The organism is Ramlibacter ginsenosidimutans (assembly GCF_016654015.1).
In the GTDB taxonomy this organism is placed as follows: Bacteria; Pseudomonadota; Gammaproteobacteria; order Burkholderiales; family Burkholderiaceae_C; genus Ramlibacter; species Ramlibacter ginsenosidimutans.
Window position 1 is genome coordinate 36,247 of sequence record NZ_JAEPWM010000010.1, and the last position, 25,662, is coordinate 61,908.

The window sequence follows — 25,662 nt, forward strand, 5'->3', positions numbered from 1 at the left end:
GCGGCTCTGGCGAGACTCGCGCCAGTCTACGCCTGCCGGCCGGCCGCACTCAAGGTGCTCCGCCGGGTTCCAGGACTTCACAGGTGGCCTCATGGCTCGGGGCCGGTTGAACGAAACGGCTGCCAATCCAGCCTCTGCGTTCAAGTCGAAATGGCTCTCGACGACAAGAATCAAGACCTCACCAACCCCTTCACTGGAGACCTGAAATGACTTCCTCTACCACCACCATCCAAGCCGCCGGTTCGTCGACCACCGCCGCCCAGCAGTCGCCTTGCGGCTGCGGCACCTGCCAGTGCGCGCCCTGCGAGTGCACGACCGCCACGGGCGCGAGCTGCGGATGCGCAAGCTGCCAGAGCGCCGGCTGTGAGTGCGGCAGCTGCGAGTGCGCCAACTGCACGTGTGCGTGAGCCGCCGCAACGGCTTGCGTGAGCTGCGCCGGAGTTCGGCTGCTCGTGCAGCGCAGGCTGGTGCGGGGAACGGGACTCGAACCCGTACGCCTGTTTCCAGGCGGCGGGTTTTAAGCCCGCTGCGGCTACCGGTTACGCCATCCCCGCCACAGATGACGATGGTACCGGTTCACGCTGCGCGGGGCTCACGGCCCTGCCGGAATGAAAAAAGGGAAGCCGCATCGGCTTCCCTTGGGTGTGTGGAGCGGGAGAAGAGTCTCGAACTCTCGACCTCAACCTTGGCAAGGTTGCGCTCTACCAACTGAGCTACTCCCGCATCGACTCTGGAGGCGCGTGGCGGAGTCGAACCGCCCTACGCGGATTTGCAATCCGCTGCATAACCGATTTGCTAACGCGCCGGGTCAGATGAAAAAGGGCTGGAGGCGTTGTCGCCGGCACATGCCGGCAACATCACTTTCCAGCCACTTCGCAGACCTGGAGCGGGAGACGAGTCTCGAACTCGCGACCTCAACCTTGGCAAGGTTGCGCTCTACCAACTGAGCTACTCCCGCGTCGAAGCCGCAAGTATACCGAAGAATTTTCCGCCCCCTGACACCGGGCTGAAAATTCGGAGCCCGCGTGCAGGCAGGCCCCGACCTCGCTCAATGCTGCACGGCGACCGGCGTCGTGCCGGCGACCACCGCGGGCACGGCCTGCGGTTCTTCGTCCGGCAACGGCGTCGGCAGGCGCTCGAGCGCGACCTCGAGCACCTTGTCGATCCACTTCACCGGCACGATCTCGAGATCGTTCTTCACGTTCTCGGGAATATCCTGCAGGTCCTTCGTGTTCTCCTCGGGGATCAGCACCGTCTTGATGCCGCCACGCAGCGCCGCGAGCAGTTTCTCCTTCAGGCCGCCGATCGCCGTGACCTCGCCACGCAGCGTGATCTCGCCCGTCATGGCGACGTCCGCGCGCACCGGGATCCCGGTGAGCGCCGACACGATGGCGGTCGTCATCGCGGCACCCGCGCTCGGACCATCCTTCGGCGTCGCGCCATCGGGCACGTGCACGTGGACGTCCTTCTTCTCGAACACGTCGTCCTTGATGCCAAGGCTGCGGGCGCGGCTGCGCACCACCGTGCGTGCGGCCTCGACCGATTCCTTCATCACGTCGCCCAGCGAACCGGTGCGCAGCACCTGGCCCTTGCCGGGCATGAGCGCAGCCTCGATCGTCAGCAGGTCGCCGCCGACCTCCGTCCACGCGAGGCCGACCACCTGGCCGACCTGGTTCTGCTGCTCGGCCCGCCCGTAGGAGAACTTGCGCACGCCCAGGAAGTCGTTGAGGTTCGCCTCGCTGACGATGACCTTGGGCGTCATCTTCTTCAGCTGCAGGCCCTTCACCACCTTGCGGCAGATCTTGGACAGCTCGCGTTCCAGCGAACGCACGCCGGCTTCCCGCGTGTAGTAGCGGACGATGTCGCGCACGGCGTCCTCGCGGACCTCGAGCTCTTCTTCCTTCACTCCGTTGTTCTTCATCTGCTTGGGCAGCAGGTAGCGCATGGCGATGTTGGTCTTCTCGTCCTCGGTGTAGCCCGAGAGGCGGATCACCTCCATCCGGTCCAGCAGTGCCGGCGGGATGTTCATCGAGTTCGAGGTCGCAACGAACATCACGTCGCTCAGGTCGAAGTCGACCTCCACGTAGTGGTCGCTGAACGTGTGGTTCTGCTCGGGGTCCAGCACCTCGAGCAGCGCACTCGCCGGGTCGCCGCGGAAGTCCTGGCCCAGTTTGTCGATCTCGTCGAGCAGGAACAGCGGGTTGCGCGTGCCCACCTTGGACAGCGACTGCAGCACCTTGCCGGGCAAGGCGCCGATGTACGTGCGACGGTGGCCGCGGATCTCGGCCTCGTCACGCATGCCGCCCAGGGCCTGCCGCACGTACTTGCGGCCGGTCGCCTTGGCGATCGACTGACCGAGAGACGTCTTGCCGACGCCCGGAGGGCCGACCAGGCACAGGATGGGCGCCTTCACCTTGTCCACGCGCTGCTGCACCGCGAGATATTCGAGGATGCGGTCCTTGACCTTCTCGAGGCCCCAGTGGTCCTCGTTCAGCACGTCTTCGGCGTACTGCAGGTCGTGCTTGATCTTGGTCTTCTTCGCCCAGGGCAGCGCAGTGAGCACGTCGATGTAGTTGCGCACGACGGTCGCCTCCGCGGACATCGGCGACATCAGCTTCAGCTTCTTCAGCTCGGCGTCCGCCTTCTTGCGGGCGTCCTTGGGCATCTTGGCGGCCTTGATCTTCTTCTCGATCTCCTCGATGTCGGCGCCCTCTTCGCCTTCACCGAGTTCCTTCTGGATGGCCTTGACCTGCTCGTTCAGGTAGAAGTCGCGCTGGTTCTTCTCCATCTGCCGCTTCACGCGGCCGCGGATGCGCTTGTCGACGTTGAGGATCTCGACCTCGCGCTCGATCTGCTCGAACAGGTTCTCGAGGCGTTCCTTGACGGCGGCCAGGTCCAGCACGACCTGCTTGTTATCGAGCTTGAGCGGCAGGTGCGCGGCGATCGTGTCGGCCAGGCGGCCCGGGTCGTCGATGGACGCGATGGAGGTCAGGATCTCCGGCGGGATCTTCTTGTTCAGCTTGACGTACTGGTCGAACTGCTGGAGCACCGCACGGCGCAGCGCCTCGATCTCGGCGGACTTGCCGTCCGTGTCGCCGGAGTCCACCGGAATGACGGTGGCCGTGAAGTGCGCGTTGCCGTCGGTGATCTTCGCCACGCGCGCACGTTGCTGGCCCTCCACCAGCACCTTCACGGTGCCGTCAGGCAGCTTCAGCATCTGCAGGATCGTGGAGATGCAGCCGACCTCGAACATGTCCGAGACGGAGGGTTCGTCCTTGGCCGCGGCTTTCTGCGCGACCAGCATGATGCGGCGCTCGGCCTCCATCGCGGCCTCCAGGGCCTTGATGCTCTTGGGCCGGCCCACGAAGAGGGGGATGACCATGTGAGGGAACACCACCACGTCCCGCAGGGGCAGGAGCGGCAGGTCCATCGGGTCAGAAGGCAGGTTGGTATGTCCGGACATGGAAATCCTCAGAGTGGCCAGCCATAGGTGGCCGGCAAACGAGCATTTTCAACCCGGCCGCTCCCTTTCGGGGCGCAACCGGGGTGAAAAGCACTGCAAAAAGAAGGGCGGACGGGAGATGACGGATGACCAATGGCGAACGACCGGCTGTCCAGGGTCATTCGTCAAGCCCGGCGGGGCCGGTGTCGTGCGTCATGTCAGGCCTTCTTGGCCGCTTCCCGGTAGACGAGCAGGGGCGGCTTGTTTTCCTCGATGGTGCTCTCTTCGACCACCACCTTCTCGACGTTGCTGATGTTCGGGAGTTCGAACATCGTGTCGATCAGCGACTGTTCCAGGATCGAGCGCAGCCCGCGCGCGCCGGTCTTGCGGTTCAGCGCCTTGCGGGCGATGGCCTTCAGCGCGTTCGGCCGCACTTCCAGGTCGACGCCTTCCATGGACAGCAGCTTGGCGTACTGCTTGACCATCGCGTTCTTCGGCTCGGTGAGGATCTGCACCAGCGCGTCCTCGGAGAGCTCCGCCAGCGTCGCGACCACCGGCAGGCGGCCCACCAGCTCGGGGATGAGGCCGAACTTGATCAGGTCCTCCGGCTCCACTTCGCGGAACATGTCGGAGAGGCTGCGTTCGGCCTTGCTGCGCACGCGCGCCGAGAAGCCGATGCCGGACGCCTCGGTGCGCTGCTCGATCACCTTCTCCAGGCCCGCGAACGCGCCGCCGCAGATGAACAGGATGTTGGTCGTGTCGATCTGCAGGAAGTCCTGGTTCGGGTGCTTGCGCCCGCCCTGCGGCGGCACGCTGGCCATGGTGCCCTCGACGAGCTTGAGCAGCGCCTGCTGCACGCCCTCGCCCGACACGTCGCGCGTGATCGACGGGTTGTCGGACTTGCGCGAGATCTTGTCGATCTCGTCGATGTAGACGATGCCGCGCTGCGCCCGCTCCACCTCGTAGTTGCAGTTCTGCAGCAGCTTCTGGATGATGTTCTCGACGTCCTCGCCGACGTAGCCGGCTTCCGTCAGCGTGGTGGCGTCGGCCATCACGAAGGGCACGTCCAGCATGCGCGCGAGCGTCTGGGCCAGCAGCGTCTTGCCCGAGCCGGTCGGACCGATCAGGAGGATGTTGCTCTTGGTGAGCTCGACGTCGTCCTTCTTGGCCTTGTCCTTGTGGCGCAGGCGCTTGTAGTGGTTGTAGACGGCGACGGACAGGGCGCGCTTGGCGGCCTCCTGCCCGATCACGTAGTTGTCCAGGTTGGCCTTGATCTCCGCCGGCGTGGGCAGGTCGCCGCGGGCCTCGCGCTGTTCGTCACCCGCCGGCAGTTCGTCGCGGATGATCTCGTTGCACAGGTCGATGCACTCGTCGCAGATGAATACCGACGGTCCGGCGATGAGCTTCTTGACCTCGTGCTGGCTCTTACCGCAGAACGAGCAGTAAAGCGTTTTCTCGCTGGAAGAGCCTTTTCGATCGGCCATGGGTGTCCGGTTCAGATGTTGGGTAAATGATAACCAGAAAGCGGCGAGAGGCTGGAAGCCGAGTGCTGGGGGTGTTGTAAGACTCCCGCTTCCGGGTGTCCTGCCCCAGCCTCTGGCCTCCAGCCTCCGGTCCGTGCGAGGCGGCGCAAGCCGCCGCAGATCACGGACGCTTCGCGATCACCTGGTCGACCAGGCCGTAGCTCTTGGCCTCGTCGGCTTCGAGGAAGTAGTCGCGGTCGGTGTCGCGCTCGATCTTCTCGAGAGGCTGTCCGGTGCGCTCGGCGAGGATCTTGTTCAACGTCGCCTTGGTCTTCAGGATGTCCTTGGCGTGGATCTCGATGTCCGTCGCCTGGCCCTGCATGCCGCCGAGGGGCTGGTGGATCATGATCTTGGAATTGGGCAGCGCGAAACGCTTGCCCTTTTCGCCTGCGGCCAGCAGGAAGGCGCCCATCGAGGCCGCCATGCCGATGCACAGGGTGGACACCGACGGCTTGATGAAATTCATCGTGTCGTAGATGGCCATGCCGGCGCTCACGCTGCCGCCGGGCGAGTTGATGTAGAGGGAGATGTCCTTGTCGGGGTTCTCGGACTCGAGGAACAGCAGCTGCGCGACCACCAGGTTCGCGGTCTGGTCGTTCACGGGGCCGACGAGGAACACCACCCTTTCGCGGAGCAGGCGCGAGTAGATGTCGTAGGACCGCTCGCCGCGGCCGGACTGCTCGATGACCATGGGGATCAGGCCCAGGCCTTGGGTATCAAGTGCGCTCATGGGGGGAATGTGCTCCAAAGACGTGGCTGTACTTTAGCCTGAATGGAATTGGGGCCTGGTCGGTCTTTCACAAGACCAACCAGGCCCTTGGCCTTCACAGGAATGCGGTTTCTGCCGAAACCGCATCGCGGCCCCTGCGAGGACCTGCCGGACCCCTGCCGCTGCGTCGATGCGGTATCTGCGCTCTACGCTCGGATGCTCAGGCGCTCTGCTGGCCCATCAGCTCGTCGAACGGCAGGTCCTTCTCGACGGTCTTCGCCTTGGAGAGGATGAAGTCGGTGACGTTGTTCTCGATCACGATTGCCTCGACCTCGGCCAGGCGGCGGTTGTCGCCGTAGTACCAGCGCACGACGTCGGCCGGGCGCTCGTAGCTGGCCGCCAGGTCCTCGATGTGCTGCTTGATCTGCTCGGGCTTGGCTTCCAGACCGTTGGCACGCACCAGCTCGGCGACCACCAGGCCGAGGCGCACGCGGCGCTCGGCTTGCGGACGGAACACGTCCTCGGGGATCGGCGCCTTGTCGGCGTCCTTGATGCCGCGCTGCTTCAGGTCGGCGCGCGCACCTTCCACCAGGCGGTCGATCTCGTTCTTCACGATGGACTGCGGCAGGTCCAGCTCGGAATGGGCGATCAGCGCGTCCATCGCGGCCTGCTTGTTGCGCGCGAGCAGCCGGAACTTGACCTCGCGCTCCAGGTTCTTGCGCACGTCGGCGCGCAGCGCTTCGACCGTGCCTTCGGCGATGCCGAGCGACTTGGCGAACGCCTCGTTCACTTCCGGCAGGTGGGCCGCCTCGATCTTCTTCACGGTGACCATGAAGTCGGCGGTCTTGCCGGCCACGTCCTTGCCGTGATAGTCCTCGGGGAACGCCAGCGGGAAGGTCTTGCTCTCGCCCACCTTCATGCCGCGCACGGAGTCGTCGAACTCCTTGAGCATCTGCCCTTCGCCGACCATGAACTGGAAGTCTTCCGCCTTGCCGCCCTGGAAGGTCTCGCCGTCGATCTTGCCTTCGAAGTCCACCGTCACGCGGTCACCCGCTTCCACCGGCGCGTCGTGCGGACGCTGCGCGAAGGTGCGGCGCTGCTTGCGCAGGATGTCCAGCGTGCGGTCGATCGCCTCGTCGGTCACCTCGGTGCGGATCTTCTCCACTTCGGCCTGCGTGAGGTCGCCGACCTTCACGTCGGGATAGACCTCGAACACGGCGTCGAAGGTCAGCTCGCCCTCGGGCGCGCCTTCCTTCTCGGTGATCTTCGGCTGGCCGGCCACGCGCAGCTTGGCCTCGTTGGCGGCCGCGGCGAAGGCCTCGCCCACCTTGTCGTTCATGACTTCGTACTGGACCGAGTAGCCGTAACGCTGGGCCACCACCGACAGCGGCACCTTGCCCGGACGGAAGCCATCCATCTTCACGGTGCGCGCCAGGCGCTTCAGGCGGGAATCGACTTCGGACTGGATGGCGTTGACGGGCAGCGTCAGCGTCATCTTGCGTTCCAGCTTGTCCAGGGTTTCTACGGTCACGGCCATGATCTATCTCGGTTTGGGGAAAACGCGTGGTGCGCGGGGTCGGACTCGAACCGACACGCCATTGCTGGCGTCAGGACCTAAACCTGGTGCGTCTACCAATTTCGCCACCCGCGCAGGTACTGAAAGGGAAAGCGGGCCGCCAGGAATACCCGGCAGCCCGCTCGAATCCGGTCAACAGGCGATTTTAACCGCAGCGCGCAAGGGGCGCCGGGCGGGGGTTGCGCCCTGCCTCGACAGCTAATTCCAACAACCGGACGCAGAGGACGCAAAGATTTCGCAGAAGTCGCAAAAGGAGCCACAGAAATCTTTCCTGGAATTTTTTTGCGTCCTCTGCGGATCTTCTGCGACCTCTGCGTCCGGTTGTTCGCCTTTGCTGCTGGTGCTTCAGGGAGCCTCGCGCTTCACCCGGAACCAGGCCGCATACATGGCCGGCAGCGCCAGCAGCGTCAGCACCGTGGCGACGACGAGCCCGCCCATGATCGCGACGGCCATCGGCCCCCAGAACACCGAGCGCGAGAGCGGGATCATCGCCAGGACCGCCGCCGCCGCGGTGAGCACGATGGGACGCAGCCGCCGCACCGCGGCTTCCACGATGGCGTTCCAGGCGGGCACGCCACGGGCGCGGTCCTGCTCGATCTGGTCGATCAGGATCACCGAATTGCGCTGGATCATGCCCATCAGCGCAATGACGCCGAGCAGCGCGACGAAGCCGAAAGGCCGGTCCAGCACCAGCAGCGAACCGGCGACGCCTGCGATGCCCAGCGGGCCCGTCAGGAACACCAGCATCGAGCGGCTGAAGCTGTGCAACTGCAGCATCAGAAGCGTGAAGGTGATGAAGAGCATCACCGGCACGCCCACCGCGATGGACGAGGACCCCTTGCCGCTTTCCTCCACCGCACCGGCCACCTGGATGCGGTAGCCCAGCGGCCACTTCGCTTCCAGCGCCTGCAGCTTCGGCAGCAGTTCGTTGGTGACCGTCGCGCCCTGCAGGCCTTCGACGATGTCGGACTGCACGGTGATTGCGTAGCTGCGTCCCTCGCGCCACATCACGCCGGGCTCCCAGCTGAACACCGGCCTGGCGATCTGCGTGAGCGGAATCGACTTGCCGGAGGCCGTGGGCAGGTAGGCGTTGGCAATGTCCGTGATGGCGCTGCGCTCCTCGAGCGGCTGGCGCAGCACGATGTCGATCAGCTTGTCGCCCTCGCGGTACTGGCCGATCGGCGTGCCGGAGAGGATGGTGCGGCTCGCCTGAGCGATCGACTGGCTCGTCACGCCCAGCGCGCGCGCCTTCGCCTGGTCCACCTCCAGGCGCACGACCTTCACTGCCTCGTTCCAGTTGTCGTTGACGCCGCGCGTGTCGGGGCTCGCGTGCATGATGGCCTTCACCTCGTCGGCGCGCTGGCGCAGCACGAGCGGATCCGGGCCGGTCACACGGAACTGCACCGGATACGCCACCGGCGGCCCGTTCGGCAGCAGCTTCACGCGGCCGCGCACTTCCGGGAACTCCTGCGCCAGCAGCGCCGGCAACTGCTTGCGCAGCTCTTCGCGCACGTGAAGGTCGCGCGGCAGGATGATCAGCTGCGCCACGTTCGGCTGCGGGAAGATCTGGTCCATCGGCAGGTAGAAGCGCGGAACGCCCGAGCCGACCCAGCTGGTCACGTCCACGACGCCTTCGGAGCGCAGCAGGCGCTGCTCGAGCCGCTTCGTCACGTCCTCGGTCGACGCGAAGGAAGTGCCCTCCGGCGACCAGATGTCGACCAGGATCTCGGGGCGGCTGGAATCGGGGAAGAACTGCTGCTGCACCTGTCCCATGCCGACGACACCCAGCCCGAAGATCACCAGGGTCGCCGCGATCGTCGTCCAGCGGTGTTCCACGCACCAGTCCACCGCCTTGCGGAAGATCCGGTAGAAGGGCGTGTCGAAGTGCTCGTGGTGGTCGGACGAGACCGGCTTGGCTTTCAGCAGCAGCGTGCCGAGATAGGGCACGAAGTACACGGACACCAGCCAGCTGATCACGAGGGCGAGCACCGTCACCGCGAAGATGGCGAACGTGTACTCGCCGACCGTGGAGCGCGCCATCCCGATCGGCAGGAAGCCGGTCGCGGTGATCAGCGTGCCGGTCAGCATGGGCATCGCCGTCACTTCGTACGCGAAGGTGGCGGCCCGCACCTTGTCGTAGCCCTCCTCCATCTTCCGCACCATCATCTCCACGGCGATGATGGCATCGTCGACCAGCAGCCCGAGCGCGATGATCAGCGAACCCAGCGAGATCTTGTGCAGGCCGATGCCCCAGTAGTACATCGCCAGGAAGGTGACGGTCAGCACGAGCGGGATGGTGATCGCCACCACCAGGCCGGGGCGCGTGTCCACGTAGTACCGGCGCCAGAGCGGCAGGCCGGCGGCCGCGGGACGCTTGTGCAGCCCCAGGCTGATGAAGCTCACGGCCAGCACGATCACGATGGCCTCGACCAGCGTGTGCACGAACTCGCCGACCGAGCTGCTCACCGCCCGCGGCTGGTCCTGCACCTGCACCAGGCGCACGCCCGCCGGCAGGTTGTCGTCGATCCGGTCCGTGGCGGTCTTCAGCGACTTGCCGAGCCGGATGATGTCACCGCCCTTCGCCATCGACACGCCCAGTGCGATGACTTCCTTGCCGTCATGCCGCACCTTGACCTGCGGTGGATCGACGTAGCCGCGCTTCACGTCGGCGAGATCGCCCAAGCGCAACTGGTTGCCCGACGCTCCGCGGATCGGCATCGCGCGCAGTTGCTCCACCGCCTGGAACTGCCCCGCGACCCGCACTTGCACGACATCCAGCGGCGTCTGGATCGCGCCTGCGGATTCCACCGCGTTCTGCTGGCCGATCTGCGCCAGCACCTGGTTCAGGTCGAGTCCGAGCTGCGCCAGCCGCTTCTGCGAGATCTCGACGAAGATCTTCTCGTCCTGCACGCCGAACAACTGCACCTTCGCGACGTCGGGCACGCGCAGCAGCTGCTGGCGCACGTCGTCGGCGAAATCCTTGAGCTCCGCGTAGCTGTAGCCGGTGTCCGCCTCCAGCGTGTAGATCACGCCGTAGACCTCGCCGTATTCGTCGTTGAAGGAAGGTCCGATGACGCCGGTCGGCAGCGTGCCGCGCATGTCGCCGATCTTCTTGCGCACCGTGTACCAGATCTGCGGCACCTCCGAAGCGCGCGACGAGTCCTTGATCTGCAGCACGATCAGCGTCTCGCCGGGCTTGGCGTAGCTGCGGATGATGTCCGAGTACGGCACTTCCTGCAGCGTGCGCTCGATCTTGTCGGTGACCTGTTCGGCCATCTGCTGCGCGGTGGCTCCCGGCCAGAAGGCCTGGATCACCATCGCGCGGAAGGTGAAGGGCGGATCCTCGTCCTGCCCCAGCTGGAAGTAGCTGACGACGCCCAGCACCATCAGCACCACCATCAGGTAACGCGTCAGCGCCGGGTGCTCGAGCGCCCAGCGGGACAGGTTGAAGCGCTCGCGCCCGGAACTCTCGCTCATCGGCAGCTCAGCGCGTAGCGGGCAAGGTCGCGGCCTGCGCAGCGCCGGCCACGGGCTGGCCCGGATCCTGCGCCGCGACGGCGGGCAGCTCGGAGGTCTTCTCGTGCCACAGCGTGACCTTCTGGCCCTGCGAAAGCACATGGACCCCGGCGGAGACGATGACCATCCCCGGTTGCAGGCCCGCGGCGATCACCGCATCGTTGCCGTCCGCCGTCGCGATCTGCACCGGCTGCGACCTCACCGTCATGCTCGCCCGGTCAAGCACCCACACCGCCGATCCCTGGCCTTCCTGGCGCAGTGCGCTGGTGGGGATCTTGATCACCGGCATGCCCGCGTGCTCCAGCACCAGCGGCAGCACCGTGACCGTCGCGCCCAGGGGCGGCCCCGCGGTCTCGAGCGACACCTTCACCGGATAGGTCCGCGTCACCGGGTCGGCGCTCGCCGCCACCTCGCGGATGCGGCCGGCGAGCGTCTCGTCGCTCGCCCATTGCCGCACCGTCACCTCGGTGCCGGTGCGCACGTTGACGACCTTGTCCTCGGGCACCGAGAACACCACGTCCCGCGGCCCGTCGGCGGCAATGCGCACGACCGGGGTTCCCGCGGCCACGACCTGGCCCACTTCCGCTTCCACCGCCGTGACCACGCCGGAGACATCGGCGACGAGCCTCGTGTAGCCCGCCTGGTTGCCTTGCGACGCGAGCTGGGCCTGCGCCTGTTCAAGCTGCGCCTGCGCAGCCTTCAACGTCGATTCGCGGCGCTCCAGGTCCGCGCCGCTGATGAAGTTCTGTTCGCGCAGTTGGCGGTAGCGCTGGTAATCCGCGGCCGCCAGGTCACGGTTCGTGCGGGCAGCGGCGACCTGCGCGCGTGCAGCATCCGCGGCGAGCCGGAAGTCCTGGGGATCGAGTTGCGCCAGTACCGTGCCAGCGGCAACGTGCTGTCCGACCTCGACCTCCCGCTGCGTGATCTTGCCGCCCACGCGAAAACCCAGGCGCGACTCGACCCGCGGGCGCACCTCGCCCGAGAACTCGTAGCGGGACTCCATCGTGGAAGCACTGATGGTCATCACCTTGACGGCGCGGATCGGTTCCGGCGGCGCGTCAGTGCGCGAGCAGCCGGCCAGGGCGAGCGCGAGCAACAGGGCGGCGCTCGGCGCGAAACGGGTGGGGGCGAAGATGGCCATGGCGATGGAGGTGGGGTCGGAGCCAGCGTTCGCGTACTGCTGCGCCGCACAAGGCTAATGACTGACTGGTTAGTAATCTAGGAAATGGCCGCAGAGCTGTCAAGCGACAATCCGGACGTGAGCTCCTGCCCCGACGATCGGCACCGCCCGGTCGACCACTACGAAAATTTCCCCGTTGCCTCCTGGCTCTGCCCGCCTCGCCTGCGGGCGCCGGTCGCGGCGATCTACTGGTTTGCGCGTACGGCTGACGATATCGCGGATGAGGGAAGCGCAACAGCGGGTGACCGGCTCGCCGACCTGCTTACATACAGAAACGACCTGCATGCGTGCCTCCAGGACAACACCGGGTCCGGCCGATGGCCGCACGTGTTCGGGCCGCTGGGCCGCGCCGCGACAACTTTCGATTTACCCGCCCAGCCGCTGTACGACCTGCTCGATGCGTTCCGGCAGGACGTGGAGAAAACGCGCGATCGCGCGGGCTACGCGGATCGCGCCGAACTGCTGGAGTACTGCCGCCGCTCCGCGAATCCAGTCGGCCGGCTGCTGCTGCATCTCTACGGAGTCACGAGCCCGGTCGCGCTGGCCGAGAGCGATGCGATCTGTTCGGCGCTGCAGTTGATCAACTTCTGGCAGGACGCAGGCCTGGACCTGCGCCGCGGCCGCTACTACCTGCCCGCGGAGGATTGCCGGCGGCACGGACTCGATCCCGCAGATCCCGCCAGCTGGCCCGCGCACCCGAACGCGCCGGCGCTGCTGCGCGATCTCTCGGACTGGGCGCGCGCGCTGATGCTCGCGGGGGCGCCCCTGGTGCACCGCGTCCCTGGGCGCGCTGGTTGGGAGCTGCGCTTCGTCGTGCAGGGCGGGCTGCGCATCCTGCATCGCATCGAGCGGCTGCAATGGCGGACGCTGCAACACCGGCCCGCCGTCGGCCTCATCGACGCACCGGCCATGCTGTGGCGCGCGGCACGGATGTGAGAATCGCCCTGAACGAGAACATGACCCCGGAACAGTACGTCCAGCAAAAGGCCGCCGCCTCCGGCAGCAGCTTCTATTACGCCTTCCTCTTCCTGCCGCCGGCACGGCGCGCAGCGATCACCGCTTTCTATGCGTTCTGCCGCGAAGTCGACGACGTCGTCGACGAGGTGAGCGACCCGGGGATCGCCCGCACCAAGCTGGCGTGGTGGCAATCGGAAGTGGCGCAGTCCTTCGCGGGGCAGCCCTCGCACCCGGTGATGCAGGCGCTCATGCCCAGCGTCCCGGCGTACGGGATCCAGCAGGAGCAGTTGCAGGACGTGATCCGCGGCTGCCAGATGGACCTGGACCAGACCCGGTACCTGGACTTCACCGGACTGCAGCGCTACTGCCATCTCGTCGCCGGCGTGGTCGGCCAGGTGTCGGCGCGCATCTTCGGCCAGACGCAGCCGGTGACCGCCGACTATGCGAACAAGCTGGGGCTTGCGTTCCAGCTCACCAACATCATCCGCGACGTCGGCGAGGATGCGATGCGCGGACGCATCTACCTGCCGGTCGACGAGTTGCAGCGCTTCGACGTGAAGGCGCACGAGATCCTGCAGCGCAAGCACTCGGACCGGTTCGTCGCCCTCATGCGCTTCCAGGCGCAGCGCGCGCAGGCGATCTACGACGAAGCGCTGGCGCTGCTGCCGGATGCGGACCGGCGCGCGCAGAAGCCCGGCCTGATGATGGCCAGCATCTACCGCACCCTGCTGCGCGAGATCGAGGCCGAGGACTTCCAGGTGCTGCACCAACGCATCAGCCTTACTCCGGTGCGCAAGCTGTGGCTGGCCTGGAAGGTGCAAGCCTTGGGCCGCATGTGAGCCGCCGCCTTGCCGTCATCGGTGCCGGCTGGGGCGGGCTCGCCGCAGCCGTCGCCGCCACGCGCGCCGGCTGGAACGTGACTGTGTTCGAGGCGGCACGAAGCCTCGGCGGCCGCGCGCGCAGCCTGGTGGTGTCCCTGCCCGAAGGCGGCACGGCGCTCCTCGACAACGGACAGCACATCCTGATCGGCGCTTACGTCGAGACGCTCGCACTGATGGAAACCGTGGGCATCGATCCCGCCGAGGCCTTGCTGCGCCTGCCGCTCGTGCTGCAGGATGCGGCCGGAGACGGCCTGCAGCTGCCCGCGTGCGCGGCCCCGTGGGACGCGCTGCTGGGCATCGTGCGCGTGCCGGGCTGGGGCTGGAGCGAGCGCCTGTCGCTGCTGCGAGCGGCGCTCGGCTGGCGACTCGCCGGCTTTCGCTGCGATCCCGCGTGGACGGTCGCACAGCTCACGCGCGGTCTCGCGCCGCGCGTGCGCGCAGAACTGGTCGAGCCGCTTTGCGTGGCCGCGCTGAACACGCCGGCCGATCGCGCGAGCGCCGCCGTGTTCCTGCGCGTGCTGCGCGACGCCTTGTTCGGAGCCGGCTACCGCGGCTGGGGCGCGTCCAACCTGCTCCTGCCGCGGCAGGACCTCGGACGCGTCTTGCCCGAAGCCGCCGTAGCCTGGCTCGCGGAACACGGGACGGAACTGCGCATCGGCCAGCGCGTGGGCCAGTTGCAGCGCGCGGACGCAGGCTGGTCGGTCGACGGAGAGCCGTTCGCGCAGGTCGTGCTCGCGACACCGGCGCCCGAAGCGGCGCGCCTGGTCGAAGAGGCCGTCCCGGCGGCGAGCGACTGGGCTTCGACTGCGCGCGCCCTCGCCTTCGAGGCGATCACCACCGTGTACACCCTGGGCGGCCCGCGCCTGCCGCTGCCGATGCTCGCGCTGCGCAGCGGCCCCGGCGCGCCCGCGCAGTTCGTCTTCGACCGCGGCCAGCTTGGCGGACCGCCCGGGCTGCTCGCGTTCGTCGCCAGTGCCAGTGCGCGCGAGAAGTCGGTGCTGGAAGCCGAGGTGCTGCAGCAGGCGGCCGCCCTGGGCTGGCGGGTGCAGCCGCTGCAGACGGTGGTGGAGAAGCGCGCCACCTTCGCCTGTGTTCCTGGGCTGCGCCGTCCGCAGGCGCGCATTGCTGCGGGACTCTGGGCCTGCGGTGACTACATCGAGGGCCCGTATCCGGCGACGCTGGAGGGCGCGGTGCGCTCCGGATTCGCCGTCGCGCGCGGGCTGCCCGCCAGCGACTGAGCCCGCCGGGTCGCCCCAAGGGCGAATACCGCAGTGCGCAGCACGAAGGTACTCCAGTGAACGTCAGGACTGGCGGAACAGGTCGGCCAGTTCGCCCAGGTGCGTGAGCGTCACGTGCGGCTCCTGCTCGTGCGGCCACGGCGCGTCCGAGCGGTTCAACCAGGCCGCCTGCATGCCGGCATTCAGTGCACCGAGCGCGTCGAGCGTTACGTCGTCGCCGACGTGCAGGATGAACTCCGGCAACGTGTCGACGGCACCGGCCGCCGCATGGAAGATGCGCGGATCGGGCTTGCCCACGCCGAAGTCGCGGGCGCACACGGCGGCCCGGAAGAAACGCCCGAGGCCCACGCGCTGCACGTCCGCATTGCCGTTCGACAGCGCCACCAGGGGAAAACGCGCCGCCAGGATCTCGAGGGCCGGCAAGGCGTCCTCGAACAGCGTGACCCGCTGGCGTTCGGCGAAGAACACCTCGAAGGCCGGCTCCGCGAGCAGCGGATCGTCGCCTGCGCGATGCAGCGCGAGGCGAATGGATTCGCGCCGCAACGCGCTCATGTCGTGCTTCAGGTCCGGGCGCGAACTGCTCATCTCGGCGCGGATCTCCCGCAGCGCCGCCGGATTGGCAAACAAGGCCGACGTCATCGGCGCATGCTCCGCCAGCCAGTCGAGCAGCGCCTTCTCCGCGCGCTCGATGGTGGGCCAGATCGGCCACAGCGTGTCGTCCAGGTCCAGGGTGATGGCCTTGATTTTCTCCAGGTCAAGCATGGCGGCGAGAATAGCTCAATGCCGACCGCTTCCCGCCCAACTGTTGCTCCGGCCCACACCCACGGCCAGGCGCCGTTCACCGCCGTCCTCCTGTGCAACCTGGGCACGCCCGAAGCGCCGACGGCCGCCGCCGTGCGTCCGTATCTCGCGGAGTTCCTGGCCGACCCGCGCGTGGTGGAGATTCCACGCGTGCTGTGGCTGCCGATCCTGTACGGCCTGATCCTGCCCTTGCGCTCGGCGAAGTCCGCGGCCAAGTACGCCACGATCTGGATGCCCGAAGGCTCGCCGTTGAAGGTGTGGACCGAACGCCAGGCCAAGCGCCTGCAAGGCTGGCTGGGCGAACAGGGCCATCGCGTGCGCGTTGCGTATGCCATGCGTTATGGCCAGCCGTCGATTGCCACCCAGCTGGACGCGCTGGCCGACGCGGGCGCCAACCGCATCCTCGTGCTCACGGCTTACCCGCAGTATTCCGGCACGACGGTAGCGAGCGTGATCGACGCCGTCTCCCAGTGGACGCGGACGCGCCGGCACGTGCCGGAGCTTCGCTTCGTGAACCGCTACCACGACGACCGCGGCTACATCCAGGCGCTGGCCCACGGCGTCCAGCGTCACTGGCGCGAACACGGCCGGCCCGACCATCTGGTCATGAGCTTCCATGGCGTGCCCGAGCGCACGCTGCATCTCGGCGATCCCTATCACTGCGAGTGCCGCAAGACGGCGCGCCTGCTCGCGGAGACGGTCGGCCTCGAGCCTGGCGGCTACACGGTCAGCTTCCAGTCCCGGTTCGGCAAGGCGAAGTGGCTGGAGCCGGCGACCGAGCCGACGCTGAAGGCGCTGGCACGCGACGGCAAGCGACGCGTGGACGTGCTCTGCCCCGGCTTCACGAGCGACTGCCTCGAGACGCTGGAGGAGATCGCGATCGAGGGGCGGCAGGCCTTCCTCGCCGCCGGCGGGCAGGAATTCCACTACATCCCCTGCCTCAACGACCAGACCGAGTGGATCCACGCGCTGGGCGCGATCGCGCTGAACCACCTCGCGGGCTGGCCGACACAGTCCGGGCCGGACGCGCGCGAGCTCGCGACTCAGAAGGAACGCGCCGTCGCTCTCGGCGCTGCTCGCTAGTCCCGCTTCAGGCTGCGCCAGGCGCCGGTGCGCGCCGGTCCTGCTGGTCGATGAAGGCGCGCACGATGTCCAACTGCTCCGGGACATTCAGCGCCGGCGCGTGCCCGCAGCCCGGCACCTCCACCACGCGCGTGAGGCCCAGCCGCCCCGGACCGCGCCTCATCATCTCCGCCGCGGCGTCGGGCAGCACCAGGTCCGAGTCGGCGCCCCGCAGCAGCAGCACGGGAATGCGCAGGCGATCGTAGTGCGCCCACAGCTCGTAGTCGTCCGGGTGGTCGATGAACTGCCGCACCATCGCCGGGTCGTAGTGCGGCGTCACGCGGCCATCCGGCAGCCGGCGCGTCGAGGTTTCCGCGAGGCGGCGCCATTGCGCGTCCGACAGCCAGCCGTAGGGCTTGTACACCTGGCGGAAGAACGCTTCGAGCTCGGACACGGTGGCAAACGTCGGCGGGTTGCCTGCGTAGTTGCGGATCCGGGCTATGGCCGCGGGCGCGAGGCGCGGGGCGTTGTCGTTCAGCACCAGGCTCACGATGCGCTGCTGCATCGCCGGCTCGACGAGGCCCGATGCACAGACGGTCCCGATCGCGCCGCCCATGGACGTGCCCACCCAGTGCGCGCGTGCCACGCCCAACCGGTCGAACAGTTCGGCGGCGATCTTCGCGTAGAACGCCAGCTGGTATTCGTGCCCCGGGTCGGGACTCCACTGGCTGTAGCCGCGGCCGATCGTGTCGGGACAAATGACGCGATAGCGATCGGACAAGGACTCCGCGAGTTCGTCCATGTCGCGGCCGGTGCGCGCGAGGCCATGCCAGGCGATCACCGTCGGCTCGTTGTCACCGCCCCACTCCGTGTAGTGGATCTCGCGGCCGGCACAGCTCACGTAATTGGAAGTGCATCCCATCGCCGTCCCCTCAGGTCGTTTGCGCTGGCCTGGCGGCGCGCGGACGCGCCGAGCGCGGCAGCTGCAGCTCGCGCAGCCGGCCCACCACGCCGCTCGGGAAGTAGTACACCGACAGCACGAACAGCACCCCCAGCCACAACAGCCAGCGGTCGGGAGACAGCAGGGCCGCCAGCCAGGGCAGTCCCGCGACGGCGTCGCTCGCCAGCCGCAGCAGGTCCTGCAGGTAGCTTTGCGCGACGACGAAAAGGGCCGAGCCGATTGCCGCTCCGTAGATGGTGCCCATCCCGCCGATCACGACGATCAGCAGCACGTCGAGCATGACTTCGAAGGACAAGGTGGTGTCCGGCCCGTTGTAGCGAAGCCAGATCGCGAGCATCGCGCCCGCGAGCGTGGCGAACAGCGCCGAGAGCACGCTGGACACGGTGCGGTACACCACGACGCGGTAGCCGATCGCCTCGGCGCGGAACTCGTTCTCGCGGATCGCCTGCAGCACCCGCCCGAACGGCGAGTTCACCACGCGCAGCATCGCCAGGAACAGCACGATGCACAGCACGAACAGCAGGTAGTAGCAGAGCAGCCGGCCGTCCAGCGAGACGCCGAACAGCGGCGTCTCCGAGAACTGGTAGCTGGGAGACAGCAGCTCCGGCATCTTGAAGGTGAGGCCGTCCTCGCCGCCCGTGATGTCGGACAGCTGCGAGGCGAGCGTCTGGAACGCCGCCGCGAAGGCCAGCGTGATCATCGAGAAGAAGATGGCGCGCACGCGCAGCGAGAACAGCCCGATGGCGAGCGCCAGCACGAAGGACAGTGCCAGCGCCGCGACAGTGCCGAGAGCCAGCGCAGACCAGCCGGGGCCCATGCGCGTCGAAGCGATGGCGACGCCGTACGCGCCGATGCCGAAGAACATCGTGTGCGCGAAGCTCACGATGCCGGTGTAGCCCAGCAGCAGGTCGAAGCTGGCCACCAGCACGAAGAACACGAGGATCTTGGCCGCGACGTTGAGCGCCTTCACGCCCGGGATGAGGAACGGCGTCAGGGCGAGCGCCACGAACAGCAGGACGAGGATGACCGCGAGCACGCGGCTGCGCGGATAGTCGTTGGAAAGGAGCCGGCTCAGCATGGCGCCACCTTCACTTCGCGAGCGCGTAGACGCCTTGCGGCCGCCACAGCAGGATGGCCATCATCAGCAGGATGTTCGAGAACAGCGCCGCCTTCGGCACGAGAAAGCCGGTGTAGTTGGCCATCAGGCCGACCAGCAGCGCACCGACCAGCGCGCCGGTCGTGGAGCCCAGGCCGCCGATGATCAGCACCATGAAGATCAGCACGTTCACCTGCGCCCCCATCTGCGGCACGACGTTCTGCTGGTACAACCCCCACATCACGCCGCCCAGGCCCGCGAGCGCGCTGCCCACCACGAACACGCCGACGAACAGCACGCGGATGCGGTAGCCGAGCGACTCCACCATCTCGCGGTCCTGCACGCCGGCGCGGATCAGCAAGCCGATCTTGGTGCGCGCGAGCGTCCACAGCAGCACGCCGAACACGATCGCGCCCACCACCACGGCGATGAGCCGGTACTTCTCCACCGCGGCATCGCCGAAATAGAGGCTGCCGCGCATGCCCTCGGGCAGCGGCAGCGGGATCTGCTGCGGGCCCCAGATCACCTTGATCAGCTCCTCGCCGATGATCATCCCGCCCATGGTGATCAGGATCTGCTTGAGGTGGTTGCCGTACACCGGCCGCACGATGAAGCGCTCGAAGGCGAGCCCGACGGCGGCGGCGACCAGCATCGCAACCACCATGGCGGGCAGCACCGCCAGCAGGTTGCGCCACAGGCTGGCGGACCCGGTGTAGTCGCCCATCGCGCCGAGCACGCTGGTGGCGACGAAGGCGCCCAGCGCGATGAACACGCCGTGGCCGAAATTGAGGACGTCCATCAGCCCGAACACCAGCGTCAGGCCCGAGGCGATGATGAAGATGATCATGCCCATCGCGAGTCCCGCGACCGTGAGCGTGACCCAGGTCGAGGGCGAGCCCACGAAGGGCAGCACGAGCAGTGCCAGCACCGGCACGAGGGCCAGCGGCTTCCAGTCCAGATCCTTGAGGTTCATACGACCCCCTCGCTTGTGATCGCTGCGCGAACGGCGCCGCTCATAGCGCCAACCCGAGCAGCGACTGCTGCAGTTCCTCGTCGTCCGCCAGGGCCTTCATGGACCCGGCGTGCACGACCACCCCGTTGTCCATCACGGCCACCGTATCGCCCAGGCGCTTGGCGAAGTTGATGTTCTGTTCGACCAGCAGGATGGTGACCCCCTGGGACTTCAGCTGGGCGAAGGCATCGATCATGTTGTTGATGATGGCGGGCGCCAGCCCCTTGCTCGGCTCGTCGATGATCAGCAGTTCGCGCGGCTCCACGATGGCACGCGACACGGCGAGCATCTGCTTCTGGCCGCCCGAGAGCTTGCCGGCCGGGTGGTTCCAGAACTTCTCCACGGCGGGGAAGAGCGAGAAGATCCACTGCAGCCGCGCGCTGTCGATCTGCGCCACGTTCCTCGCGCCGCGGGCGGCGAGCACCATGTTCTCCTTGACCGTGAGGTCGGCGAAGATGCCCATGTTCTCCGGCACGTAGGCCACGCCCAGGCCGGCGATCTGCGGCGTCGCCAGTTGCGTGATGTCCTGGCCACCGAACGTCACCCGCCCTTGCGATGCACGCCACAGGCCCATGATGGTCCGCAGCGTCGTGGTCTTGCCGGCGCCATTGCGTCCGAGCAGCATGGTGAGCTGCCCGCGCGGCACGACCAGGTCCACGCCATGCAGGATGTGGTACGCGGCAATGTGCGTGTGCACGCCGGACAGCTCGAGCAGGTTCTCGCTCATGGCTGTTCCTCCTTCCCCCTCCGGGGGAAGGTCGGAATGGGGGCGCTTGCAGCGGGGAACGCCCCCACCCCTGCCCTCCCCCAGAGGGGGAGGGAGTGATTCGAGTTGCTCATGCCGCCTCCTTGGTCACGCCCAGGTAAGCCTCTTGAACGATCGGCGACGCGATCACTTCCGCCGGCTTGCCATCGGCCACCAGCGTCCCGTTGTGCAGCACGATGATGCGGTCCGCGAGTTCGCGCACCACGTCCATCTTGTGCTCCACCAGCAGGATGGTCTTGCTCTTGTCCGCCTTCAGGCGCCGGATTAGGTCCAGGATGACGGGGGCTTCCGCGTGGTTCATGCCCGCCGTGGGCTCGTCGAACATGTAGACCTGCGGCTCCAGCGCCATCAGCAGCGCGACCTCCAGCTTGCGCTGGTCGCCGTGCGGCAGGCTCGCCACCAGTTCGTCCTCCCGGTCCTTCAGCGCGATGGAGCGCAGCAGTTCGTCGGCGCGCTCGACCAGGTCGGCGTGGTCGCTCCACACGCTCCACAGGTTCATGCCGTGCCGGTGCGTGCCCTCGCGGGTGGCCTGCACGGCAAGCCGCACGTTCTCCAGCACCGTGAGCCGCGGAAAGAGGTTGGTGAGCTGGAAGGCGCGGCCCAGCCCGGCGCGCGTGCGCGCGGATGCGGACGTGCCGGTGAGATCGCGGCCGCCCAGCGTCACGCGTCCCGCCGTCGCCTTCAGCTGCCCCGAGATCAGGTTGAAGTAGGTCGTCTTGCCGGCCCCGTTGGGACCGACGATGGCGGTCAGCGTCCCCGGCTCGAACGAGCAGGTGACGCCATTGACGGCGACGTGGCCGCCGAAGCGGACCGTCAGGTCGTGGGTGGCGAGTTGGGTCATGGCGCTGCTCGGACGAGGACAGCCGGGAAATGCGGGAGCGGACTACCGGACGCAGAAGTCGCAAAAGAGCGAAAACACGCAAAAGAAGCCGAAGAAATCCTGGAGGATCCCTTTTGCGTCTTCTGCGTATCCTTTGCGACCTCTGCGTCCGGTGTTGGGCGTTGGATGTCGGGCCTTTGGCCGCGCAACTCAGCGTTTGTTGCGGATCGGGACCTGCATCTCTTCCGGCTTGATCTCGTGCACGAGCTCCGGCACGCCCCACGCGAAGGCCGGGTCCACCTTGATCTTGAAGTGGTACATGCTCTGCATGGCCTGGTGGTCTTCCTTGCGGAAGGTCATCTTGCCCTTGGGCGTGTCGAAGGACATGCCCTCCATCGCCGGGATCAGCTTCGCCGCGCTCGCGTCGCCATTGGTCTTCTTGAGCGCCGTCACCAGCGCCATGGCGGCGGAGAAGCCGCCTGCGGTGAAGAAGTCCGGCGGGGTCTTGAACTCCTTGTAGTGCATGGAGACGAGTGCCTCGTTGGCCGGATTCTTCGGGATGCCGAAGTAGTAGTAGGTCGCGCCTTCCATTCCCGGGAAGCGCTTGTACGCGGTCATGGCCGGCAGGATGTTGCCGCCCGTGGCCACTTCGATGCCATAGCGCTTCTGCAGGTCGGCGTCGGCCAGCGCGTTGAAGGGCGGCGTGCCGCCGGCCCAGACCACCTCGATGATCTTGCGGCCCGGCTTGTCCTTCAGCGCGGCGATCAGCCGCTGGATGCCCGCCGTGAAGTCCGTCGTGGTCATTGGCAGGTATTCCTCGTGCACGATCTTGGCGTGGTGCAGCGCGTCCTTGAACGCCTTCACGCCGTCGCGGCCGAACGCGTAGTCCTGCGCCAGCATGCCGACGGACACGTTGTCCTTGTCCACGGCCACGGCGTTGGAGATCGCGTCCTGCGAGCTGTTGCGGCCCGTGCGGAAGATGTACTTGTTCCACTTGTCGCCCGTGATCGAGTCGGCGACGGCAGGCTCCACCAGCAGGATCTTCTTGTACTCCTCGGCGACCGGCAGCATCGCGAGCGCGACGCCGGAGGACGTCGGGCCGACCGCGATATCGGCCTTGTCGTCCGAGTACGCGGCGGCCAGCAGTGACTTGCCGAGGTCCGGCTTGCCCTGGTCGTCCTTCTCGATCAGCACGATCTTCTTGCCCGCGACCATCATGGTCCCGCCCGTGGCGTACTCGAGGCCCATCTGCAGCCCGGTCTGCGTCTGCTTGCCGTAGGCCTCCAGCGGGCCCGTGCGGCTGTAGATGTGCGCGACGCGGATTTCCTTGGACTGCGACCAGGCCAGCGGCGTGGCCAGGGCGGAAGCGGCGAGCGCGGCGACCGCGACCCAGTGTCTTCTTTGCATGGATGTCTCCTGTTGGATCAGATGGCGAACCGGTCCTCTTATGCAGCGGCCGTGCCAGTGCGCAAGTGCTTGTCGCGAAAGGACTTCGCCGCGCTGGCGCGACCGCAGTGTACGCAGACCAGACAGGAATTTGCCTGCTTTTCGGACATTTGTCCGGATTTCAGGCAACCAGCTCCAGCCGTTCGTACAGCTTCGCGCGCGAGATGCCCAGGAGCCTGGCCGCCGCCAGCTTGTTGCCGCCCGTGGCCGCCAGCGCCGCCTGGATCGCCTGGCGTTCGACCTCCGCCACCTGCTCGGCGAGGGGCCGCAAGGCGTTCGGGTTGGGCGCCGCGGCCGCGCGCTGCGGCGGTGGCGCGGGCGGCAGGCGTTCGATCCCGGCATCGCGCAGCACGTCCACCAGCACGCGCTCGTCGATCTGCTGCGAGTCGCTGCGCATCGCGGCCTGCTCCAGCACGTTGCGCAGTTCGCGCGTGTTGCCGCGCCATCGTTGCGAGGAGAGCAAGGCGATCGCCGCGGGGTCCAGCTCGAACGGAGCCGTGCCGTTGCGCATCGCGATGTCCTCGATCAGCACCTCGGCGAGCGCGCCGATGTCGGGACCGCGCTCGCGCAGCGGCGGCACCTTGATCGGCAGGACGTTGAGCCGGTAGTAGAGGTCCTCGCGGAACTTGCCTTCGCGCACCAGCGCCGCCAGGTCGCGCGACGTGGCGGCGATCACGCGCGCATCGAACGGCACCACCTTGTTCGAGCCCAGCGGTTCGATCTCGCGCTCCTGCAACGCGCGCAGCAGCTTGGGCTGCAGCGCCAGCGGCATGTCGCCGATCTCATCGAGGAACAGCGTGCCGCCGTCGGCCAGCTTGAACTTGCCGTCGCGCCCGCGCTTGTCTGCGCCGGTGAAGGCGCCCGGCGCGACTCCGAAGAACTCCGCTTCCAGCAGCGTGTCGGGAATCGCAGCGATGTTGACGCTCACGAAGCTGCCGCGCGATCGCGCCGAGGCGGCGTGGATGGCGTGCGCCAGCAGTTCCTTGCCGGTGCCGGTCTCGCCCAGCAGGAGCACCGGGCTCGACGATTGCGCCGCCTTGCGCGCCTGCCGCTTCACCTCCACGGCCGCCGGGCTGCTGCCCACGAAGCTCGCCAAGGTGTACTTGCTGCGGCGTTGCGTGGCGAGTTCGCGCCGTGCATCGTCCAGGTCGCGCTGCAGCTTGGCGAACTTGTGGATCAGCGGCTGCAGGTTGGTCTCGGGATGGTCGAACAGCACGATGCCCAGCGCACCGATCACCTGGCCCTGCTCGTCGCGCAGCGGGATGCGGCTCACGCCGAAGGTGCCGGCCTTGTTCGACAGCAGGTCGAGCAAGATCGGCTTGCCGCTCTCCAGCACACGGTGCATCTGCGTGTTCTGCACGACTTCGGAGACCGGATGGCCGACGAAATCCTCCACCCGCGCATAGCCGAGGGCGGGCAGGAAGCGCTTGTACTGCTCGTTCACCCACACGACCCGGGCGTCGCGGTCCACCAGCAGCATGCCTTCGCTGGCGTTGGCAAACAGGTCGAACATGGAGCGTGCGGCGAGCTCCAGGATGCGCTGCCCGTCCAGCGGCAGCGTTGCGTCTGAACTCATGGGAGGGATGGTAGCGCCCGCTGGAGGCGCTGCCCATGCGGGAAGCCGTGGGGTGCACCGGACGGCCCGGCGCCGGCTTCAGGCCATGCCCGCCTTGAGCATGGTGGCACGCAGCACCTCGAACTCCTCCACGACGAAGGCATCGAAGGCCGGCCCGGCCAGCACCGCGGGTGTCCAGTCGTAGCGCGCCAGCGCCTCGCGCCAGGTGCGCGTCGCGAGCGCGGCGAGGACCATGTCGGTGACGGCCTTGCGCTGTGCCGCCGTGATGCCGGGCGCGCCGTACACGCCACGCCAGTTGCCGAGTTCGACGCCTATGCCCTGCTCCTTCAGCGTGGGGACGTCCACTCCGGGCAGGCGCTGCGGCGACGTCACCGCGATCGGCTTCATCCGGCCGGAGCGGATGAATTCGGCGAACTCGCTGTAGCCGCTGCCGCCAACGGTGACGTAGCCGCCCAGCACCGCCGCGGCCGCCTCGCCGCCGCCGCGGAACGCCACGTAGTTGATCCGGGACGGATCGACGCCGACCGCGCGGGCGATCATGGCCGCGGCGACGTGCTCGGTCGAGCCGCGCGAGCCGCCGCCCCACTTCACGCTGCCGGGGTCCTTGCGCAACTGCGCGATCACGTCCGCCAGGCTCCGGAACGGCGAGTTCGCCGGCAGCACGTAGACGTTGTATTCGCTCGTGAGCCGGGCGATCGGCGTCGCCTGCGACAGGCTCACCGGCGGTTTGCCGCTGAGGATGCCGCCCAGCATCACTGCGCCCATCACCATCAGGGCGTTCGCATCGCCCTGGCTGCTGTTCACGAAGTGCGCCAGACCCAGCGCGCCGGCGGCGCCGCCGCGGTTGTCGTAGCTCACGCTGTCGGCCCGCCCGGCCTCGACGAGCGCCTGCCCGAGCGCACGTCCGGTCGCGTCCCAGCCGCCGCCGTAGTTGGCGGGAATGGTGATCCTGAGGCGCGGCGCCGCGCGCGCCGGCAACGGCAAGGCGCCGGCCACGGCGAGCGCGGCGACGCCCTTGAGGAATCCGTCTCGACGCATTCTTCCGGCTCCGGTGTGCAGCGGCCATGTTGCGGCCGCTGCCTGTCATTGCGCTGTCGGGC

Annotated in this window: 20 protein-coding genes and 5 tRNA genes; 4 read left to right on the forward strand and 21 right to left on the reverse strand. The window is 67.6% G+C overall.

The annotated features are described in order from the left end of the window. Positions 1 to 190 precede the first annotated feature (190 nt). The 12 genes from JJB11_RS20185 to JJB11_RS20240 form a co-directional block, all read right to left on the reverse strand. A complete protein-coding gene (locus JJB11_RS20185; protein ID WP_201175721.1) occupies positions 191 to 397 on the reverse strand; it encodes a hypothetical protein in 207 nt (68 codons plus the stop codon). Positions 398 to 465: 68 nt separating this feature from the next. Then, a tRNA-Leu gene (locus JJB11_RS20190) sits at positions 466 to 554 on the reverse strand. Positions 555 to 647: 93 nt separating this feature from the next. Continuing rightward, positions 648 to 723, reverse strand: a tRNA-Gly gene (locus JJB11_RS20195). A gap of 8 nt (positions 724 to 731) precedes the next feature. Beyond that, positions 732 to 805: transfer RNA gene (locus tag JJB11_RS20200), tRNA-Cys, on the reverse strand. A 77-nt stretch (positions 806 to 882) separates the two neighbouring features. After that, positions 883 to 958, reverse strand: a tRNA-Gly gene (locus tag JJB11_RS20205). Between the two features lie 90 nt (positions 959 to 1,048). After that, positions 1,049 to 3,463 carry an endopeptidase La gene (lon, locus tag JJB11_RS20210; RefSeq protein WP_201175723.1) on the reverse strand — a complete coding sequence of 805 codons (2,415 nt, stop codon included), beginning with the start codon at positions 3,461 to 3,463 and terminating at the stop codon, positions 1,049 to 1,051. 197 nt (positions 3,464 to 3,660) lie between these two features. Next, positions 3,661 to 4,926, reverse strand: coding sequence for an ATP-dependent Clp protease ATP-binding subunit ClpX (gene clpX / locus JJB11_RS20215; RefSeq protein WP_201175725.1), 1,266 nt, complete (start codon positions 4,924 to 4,926; stop codon positions 3,661 to 3,663). A 160-nt stretch (positions 4,927 to 5,086) separates the two neighbouring features. Next, positions 5,087 to 5,695, reverse strand: coding sequence for an ATP-dependent Clp endopeptidase proteolytic subunit ClpP (clpP, locus tag JJB11_RS20220; RefSeq protein ID WP_201175727.1), 609 nt, complete (start codon positions 5,693 to 5,695; stop codon positions 5,087 to 5,089). A 199-nt stretch (positions 5,696 to 5,894) separates the two neighbouring features. Then, positions 5,895 to 7,211: a trigger factor gene (gene tig, locus JJB11_RS20225; protein WP_201175729.1), complete on the reverse strand. Its 1,317-nt coding sequence runs from the start codon at positions 7,209 to 7,211 to the stop codon at positions 5,895 to 5,897. Between the two features lie 27 nt (positions 7,212 to 7,238). Next, a tRNA-Leu gene (locus tag JJB11_RS20230) sits at positions 7,239 to 7,325 on the reverse strand. Positions 7,326 to 7,595: 270 nt separating this feature from the next. Beyond that, a complete protein-coding gene (locus JJB11_RS20235; protein ID WP_201175730.1) occupies positions 7,596 to 10,727 on the reverse strand; it encodes an efflux RND transporter permease subunit in 3,132 nt (1,043 codons plus the stop codon). 7 nt (positions 10,728 to 10,734) lie between these two features. Further along, the gene (locus tag JJB11_RS20240) at positions 10,735 to 11,907 is read right to left on the reverse strand and encodes an efflux RND transporter periplasmic adaptor subunit (RefSeq protein WP_201175732.1); all 1,173 of its coding nucleotides are present in this window, start codon (positions 11,905 to 11,907) and stop codon (positions 10,735 to 10,737) included. Between the two features lie 96 nt (positions 11,908 to 12,003). Here JJB11_RS20240 and hpnC point away from each other — a divergent pair, with 96 nt between their 5' ends. From hpnC to hpnE, 3 genes are read left to right on the forward strand one after another with little or no spacing between them, the layout of a single operon-like run. Then, a complete protein-coding gene (gene hpnC, locus JJB11_RS20245) occupies positions 12,004 to 12,882 on the forward strand; it encodes a squalene synthase HpnC (protein WP_377371994.1) in 879 nt (292 codons plus the stop codon). A gap of 20 nt (positions 12,883 to 12,902) precedes the next feature. Beyond that, a complete protein-coding gene (hpnD, locus tag JJB11_RS20250; RefSeq protein ID WP_201175750.1) occupies positions 12,903 to 13,742 on the forward strand; it encodes a presqualene diphosphate synthase HpnD in 840 nt (279 codons plus the stop codon). Continuing rightward, positions 13,739 to 15,022, forward strand: a complete 1,284-nt coding sequence (gene hpnE, locus JJB11_RS20255) for a hydroxysqualene dehydroxylase HpnE (protein WP_201175759.1) — start codon at positions 13,739 to 13,741, stop codon at positions 15,020 to 15,022. The genes hpnD and hpnE overlap by 4 nt, the downstream gene beginning before the upstream one ends. Positions 15,023 to 15,085: 63 nt before the next feature. Here hpnE and JJB11_RS20260 read toward each other — a convergent pair whose 3' ends face one another. Next, positions 15,086 to 15,784: an HAD family hydrolase gene (locus JJB11_RS20260; RefSeq protein WP_201175761.1), complete on the reverse strand. Its 699-nt coding sequence runs from the start codon at positions 15,782 to 15,784 to the stop codon at positions 15,086 to 15,088. 18 nt (positions 15,785 to 15,802) lie between these two features. On the opposite strand from JJB11_RS20260, the gene hemH reads away from it, so the two are divergent. Continuing rightward, the gene (hemH, locus tag JJB11_RS20265) at positions 15,803 to 16,906 is read left to right on the forward strand and encodes a ferrochelatase (protein WP_201175763.1); all 1,104 of its coding nucleotides are present in this window, start codon (positions 15,803 to 15,805) and stop codon (positions 16,904 to 16,906) included. Positions 16,907 to 16,913: 7 nt separating this feature from the next. Here hemH and JJB11_RS20270 read toward each other — a convergent pair whose 3' ends face one another. The 8 genes from JJB11_RS20270 to JJB11_RS20305 form a co-directional block, all read right to left on the reverse strand. After that, positions 16,914 to 17,807 (reverse strand): alpha/beta fold hydrolase, encoded by an 894-nt coding sequence (locus JJB11_RS20270; protein WP_201175766.1) that lies wholly within the window; start codon positions 17,805 to 17,807, stop codon positions 16,914 to 16,916. Between the two features lie 10 nt (positions 17,808 to 17,817). Then, entirely contained in the window at positions 17,818 to 18,924 is a 1,107-nt protein-coding gene (locus tag JJB11_RS20275) for a branched-chain amino acid ABC transporter permease (RefSeq protein WP_201175768.1), read from the reverse strand. A gap of 10 nt (positions 18,925 to 18,934) precedes the next feature. Further along, positions 18,935 to 19,915 (reverse strand): branched-chain amino acid ABC transporter permease, encoded by a 981-nt coding sequence (locus tag JJB11_RS20280; protein WP_201175770.1) that lies wholly within the window; start codon positions 19,913 to 19,915, stop codon positions 18,935 to 18,937. A 40-nt stretch (positions 19,916 to 19,955) separates the two neighbouring features. After that, positions 19,956 to 20,681: an ABC transporter ATP-binding protein gene (locus JJB11_RS20285; RefSeq protein ID WP_201175772.1), complete on the reverse strand. Its 726-nt coding sequence runs from the start codon at positions 20,679 to 20,681 to the stop codon at positions 19,956 to 19,958. A 109-nt stretch (positions 20,682 to 20,790) separates the two neighbouring features. Then, complete coding sequence (locus tag JJB11_RS20290; RefSeq protein ID WP_201175774.1) at positions 20,791 to 21,561, reverse strand: ABC transporter ATP-binding protein; 771 nt, start codon at positions 21,559 to 21,561, stop codon at positions 20,791 to 20,793. Positions 21,562 to 21,750: 189 nt separating this feature from the next. After that, positions 21,751 to 22,947: a substrate-binding domain-containing protein gene (locus JJB11_RS20295; protein ID WP_201175776.1), complete on the reverse strand. Its 1,197-nt coding sequence runs from the start codon at positions 22,945 to 22,947 to the stop codon at positions 21,751 to 21,753. A gap of 160 nt (positions 22,948 to 23,107) precedes the next feature. Continuing rightward, positions 23,108 to 24,562: a sigma-54 interaction domain-containing protein gene (locus tag JJB11_RS20300; RefSeq protein ID WP_201175784.1), complete on the reverse strand. Its 1,455-nt coding sequence runs from the start codon at positions 24,560 to 24,562 to the stop codon at positions 23,108 to 23,110. Between the two features lie 78 nt (positions 24,563 to 24,640). Then, positions 24,641 to 25,600: a Bug family tripartite tricarboxylate transporter substrate binding protein gene (locus JJB11_RS20305; RefSeq protein ID WP_201175786.1), complete on the reverse strand. Its 960-nt coding sequence runs from the start codon at positions 25,598 to 25,600 to the stop codon at positions 24,641 to 24,643. Between the last annotated feature and the right edge of the window lie 62 nt (positions 25,601 to 25,662).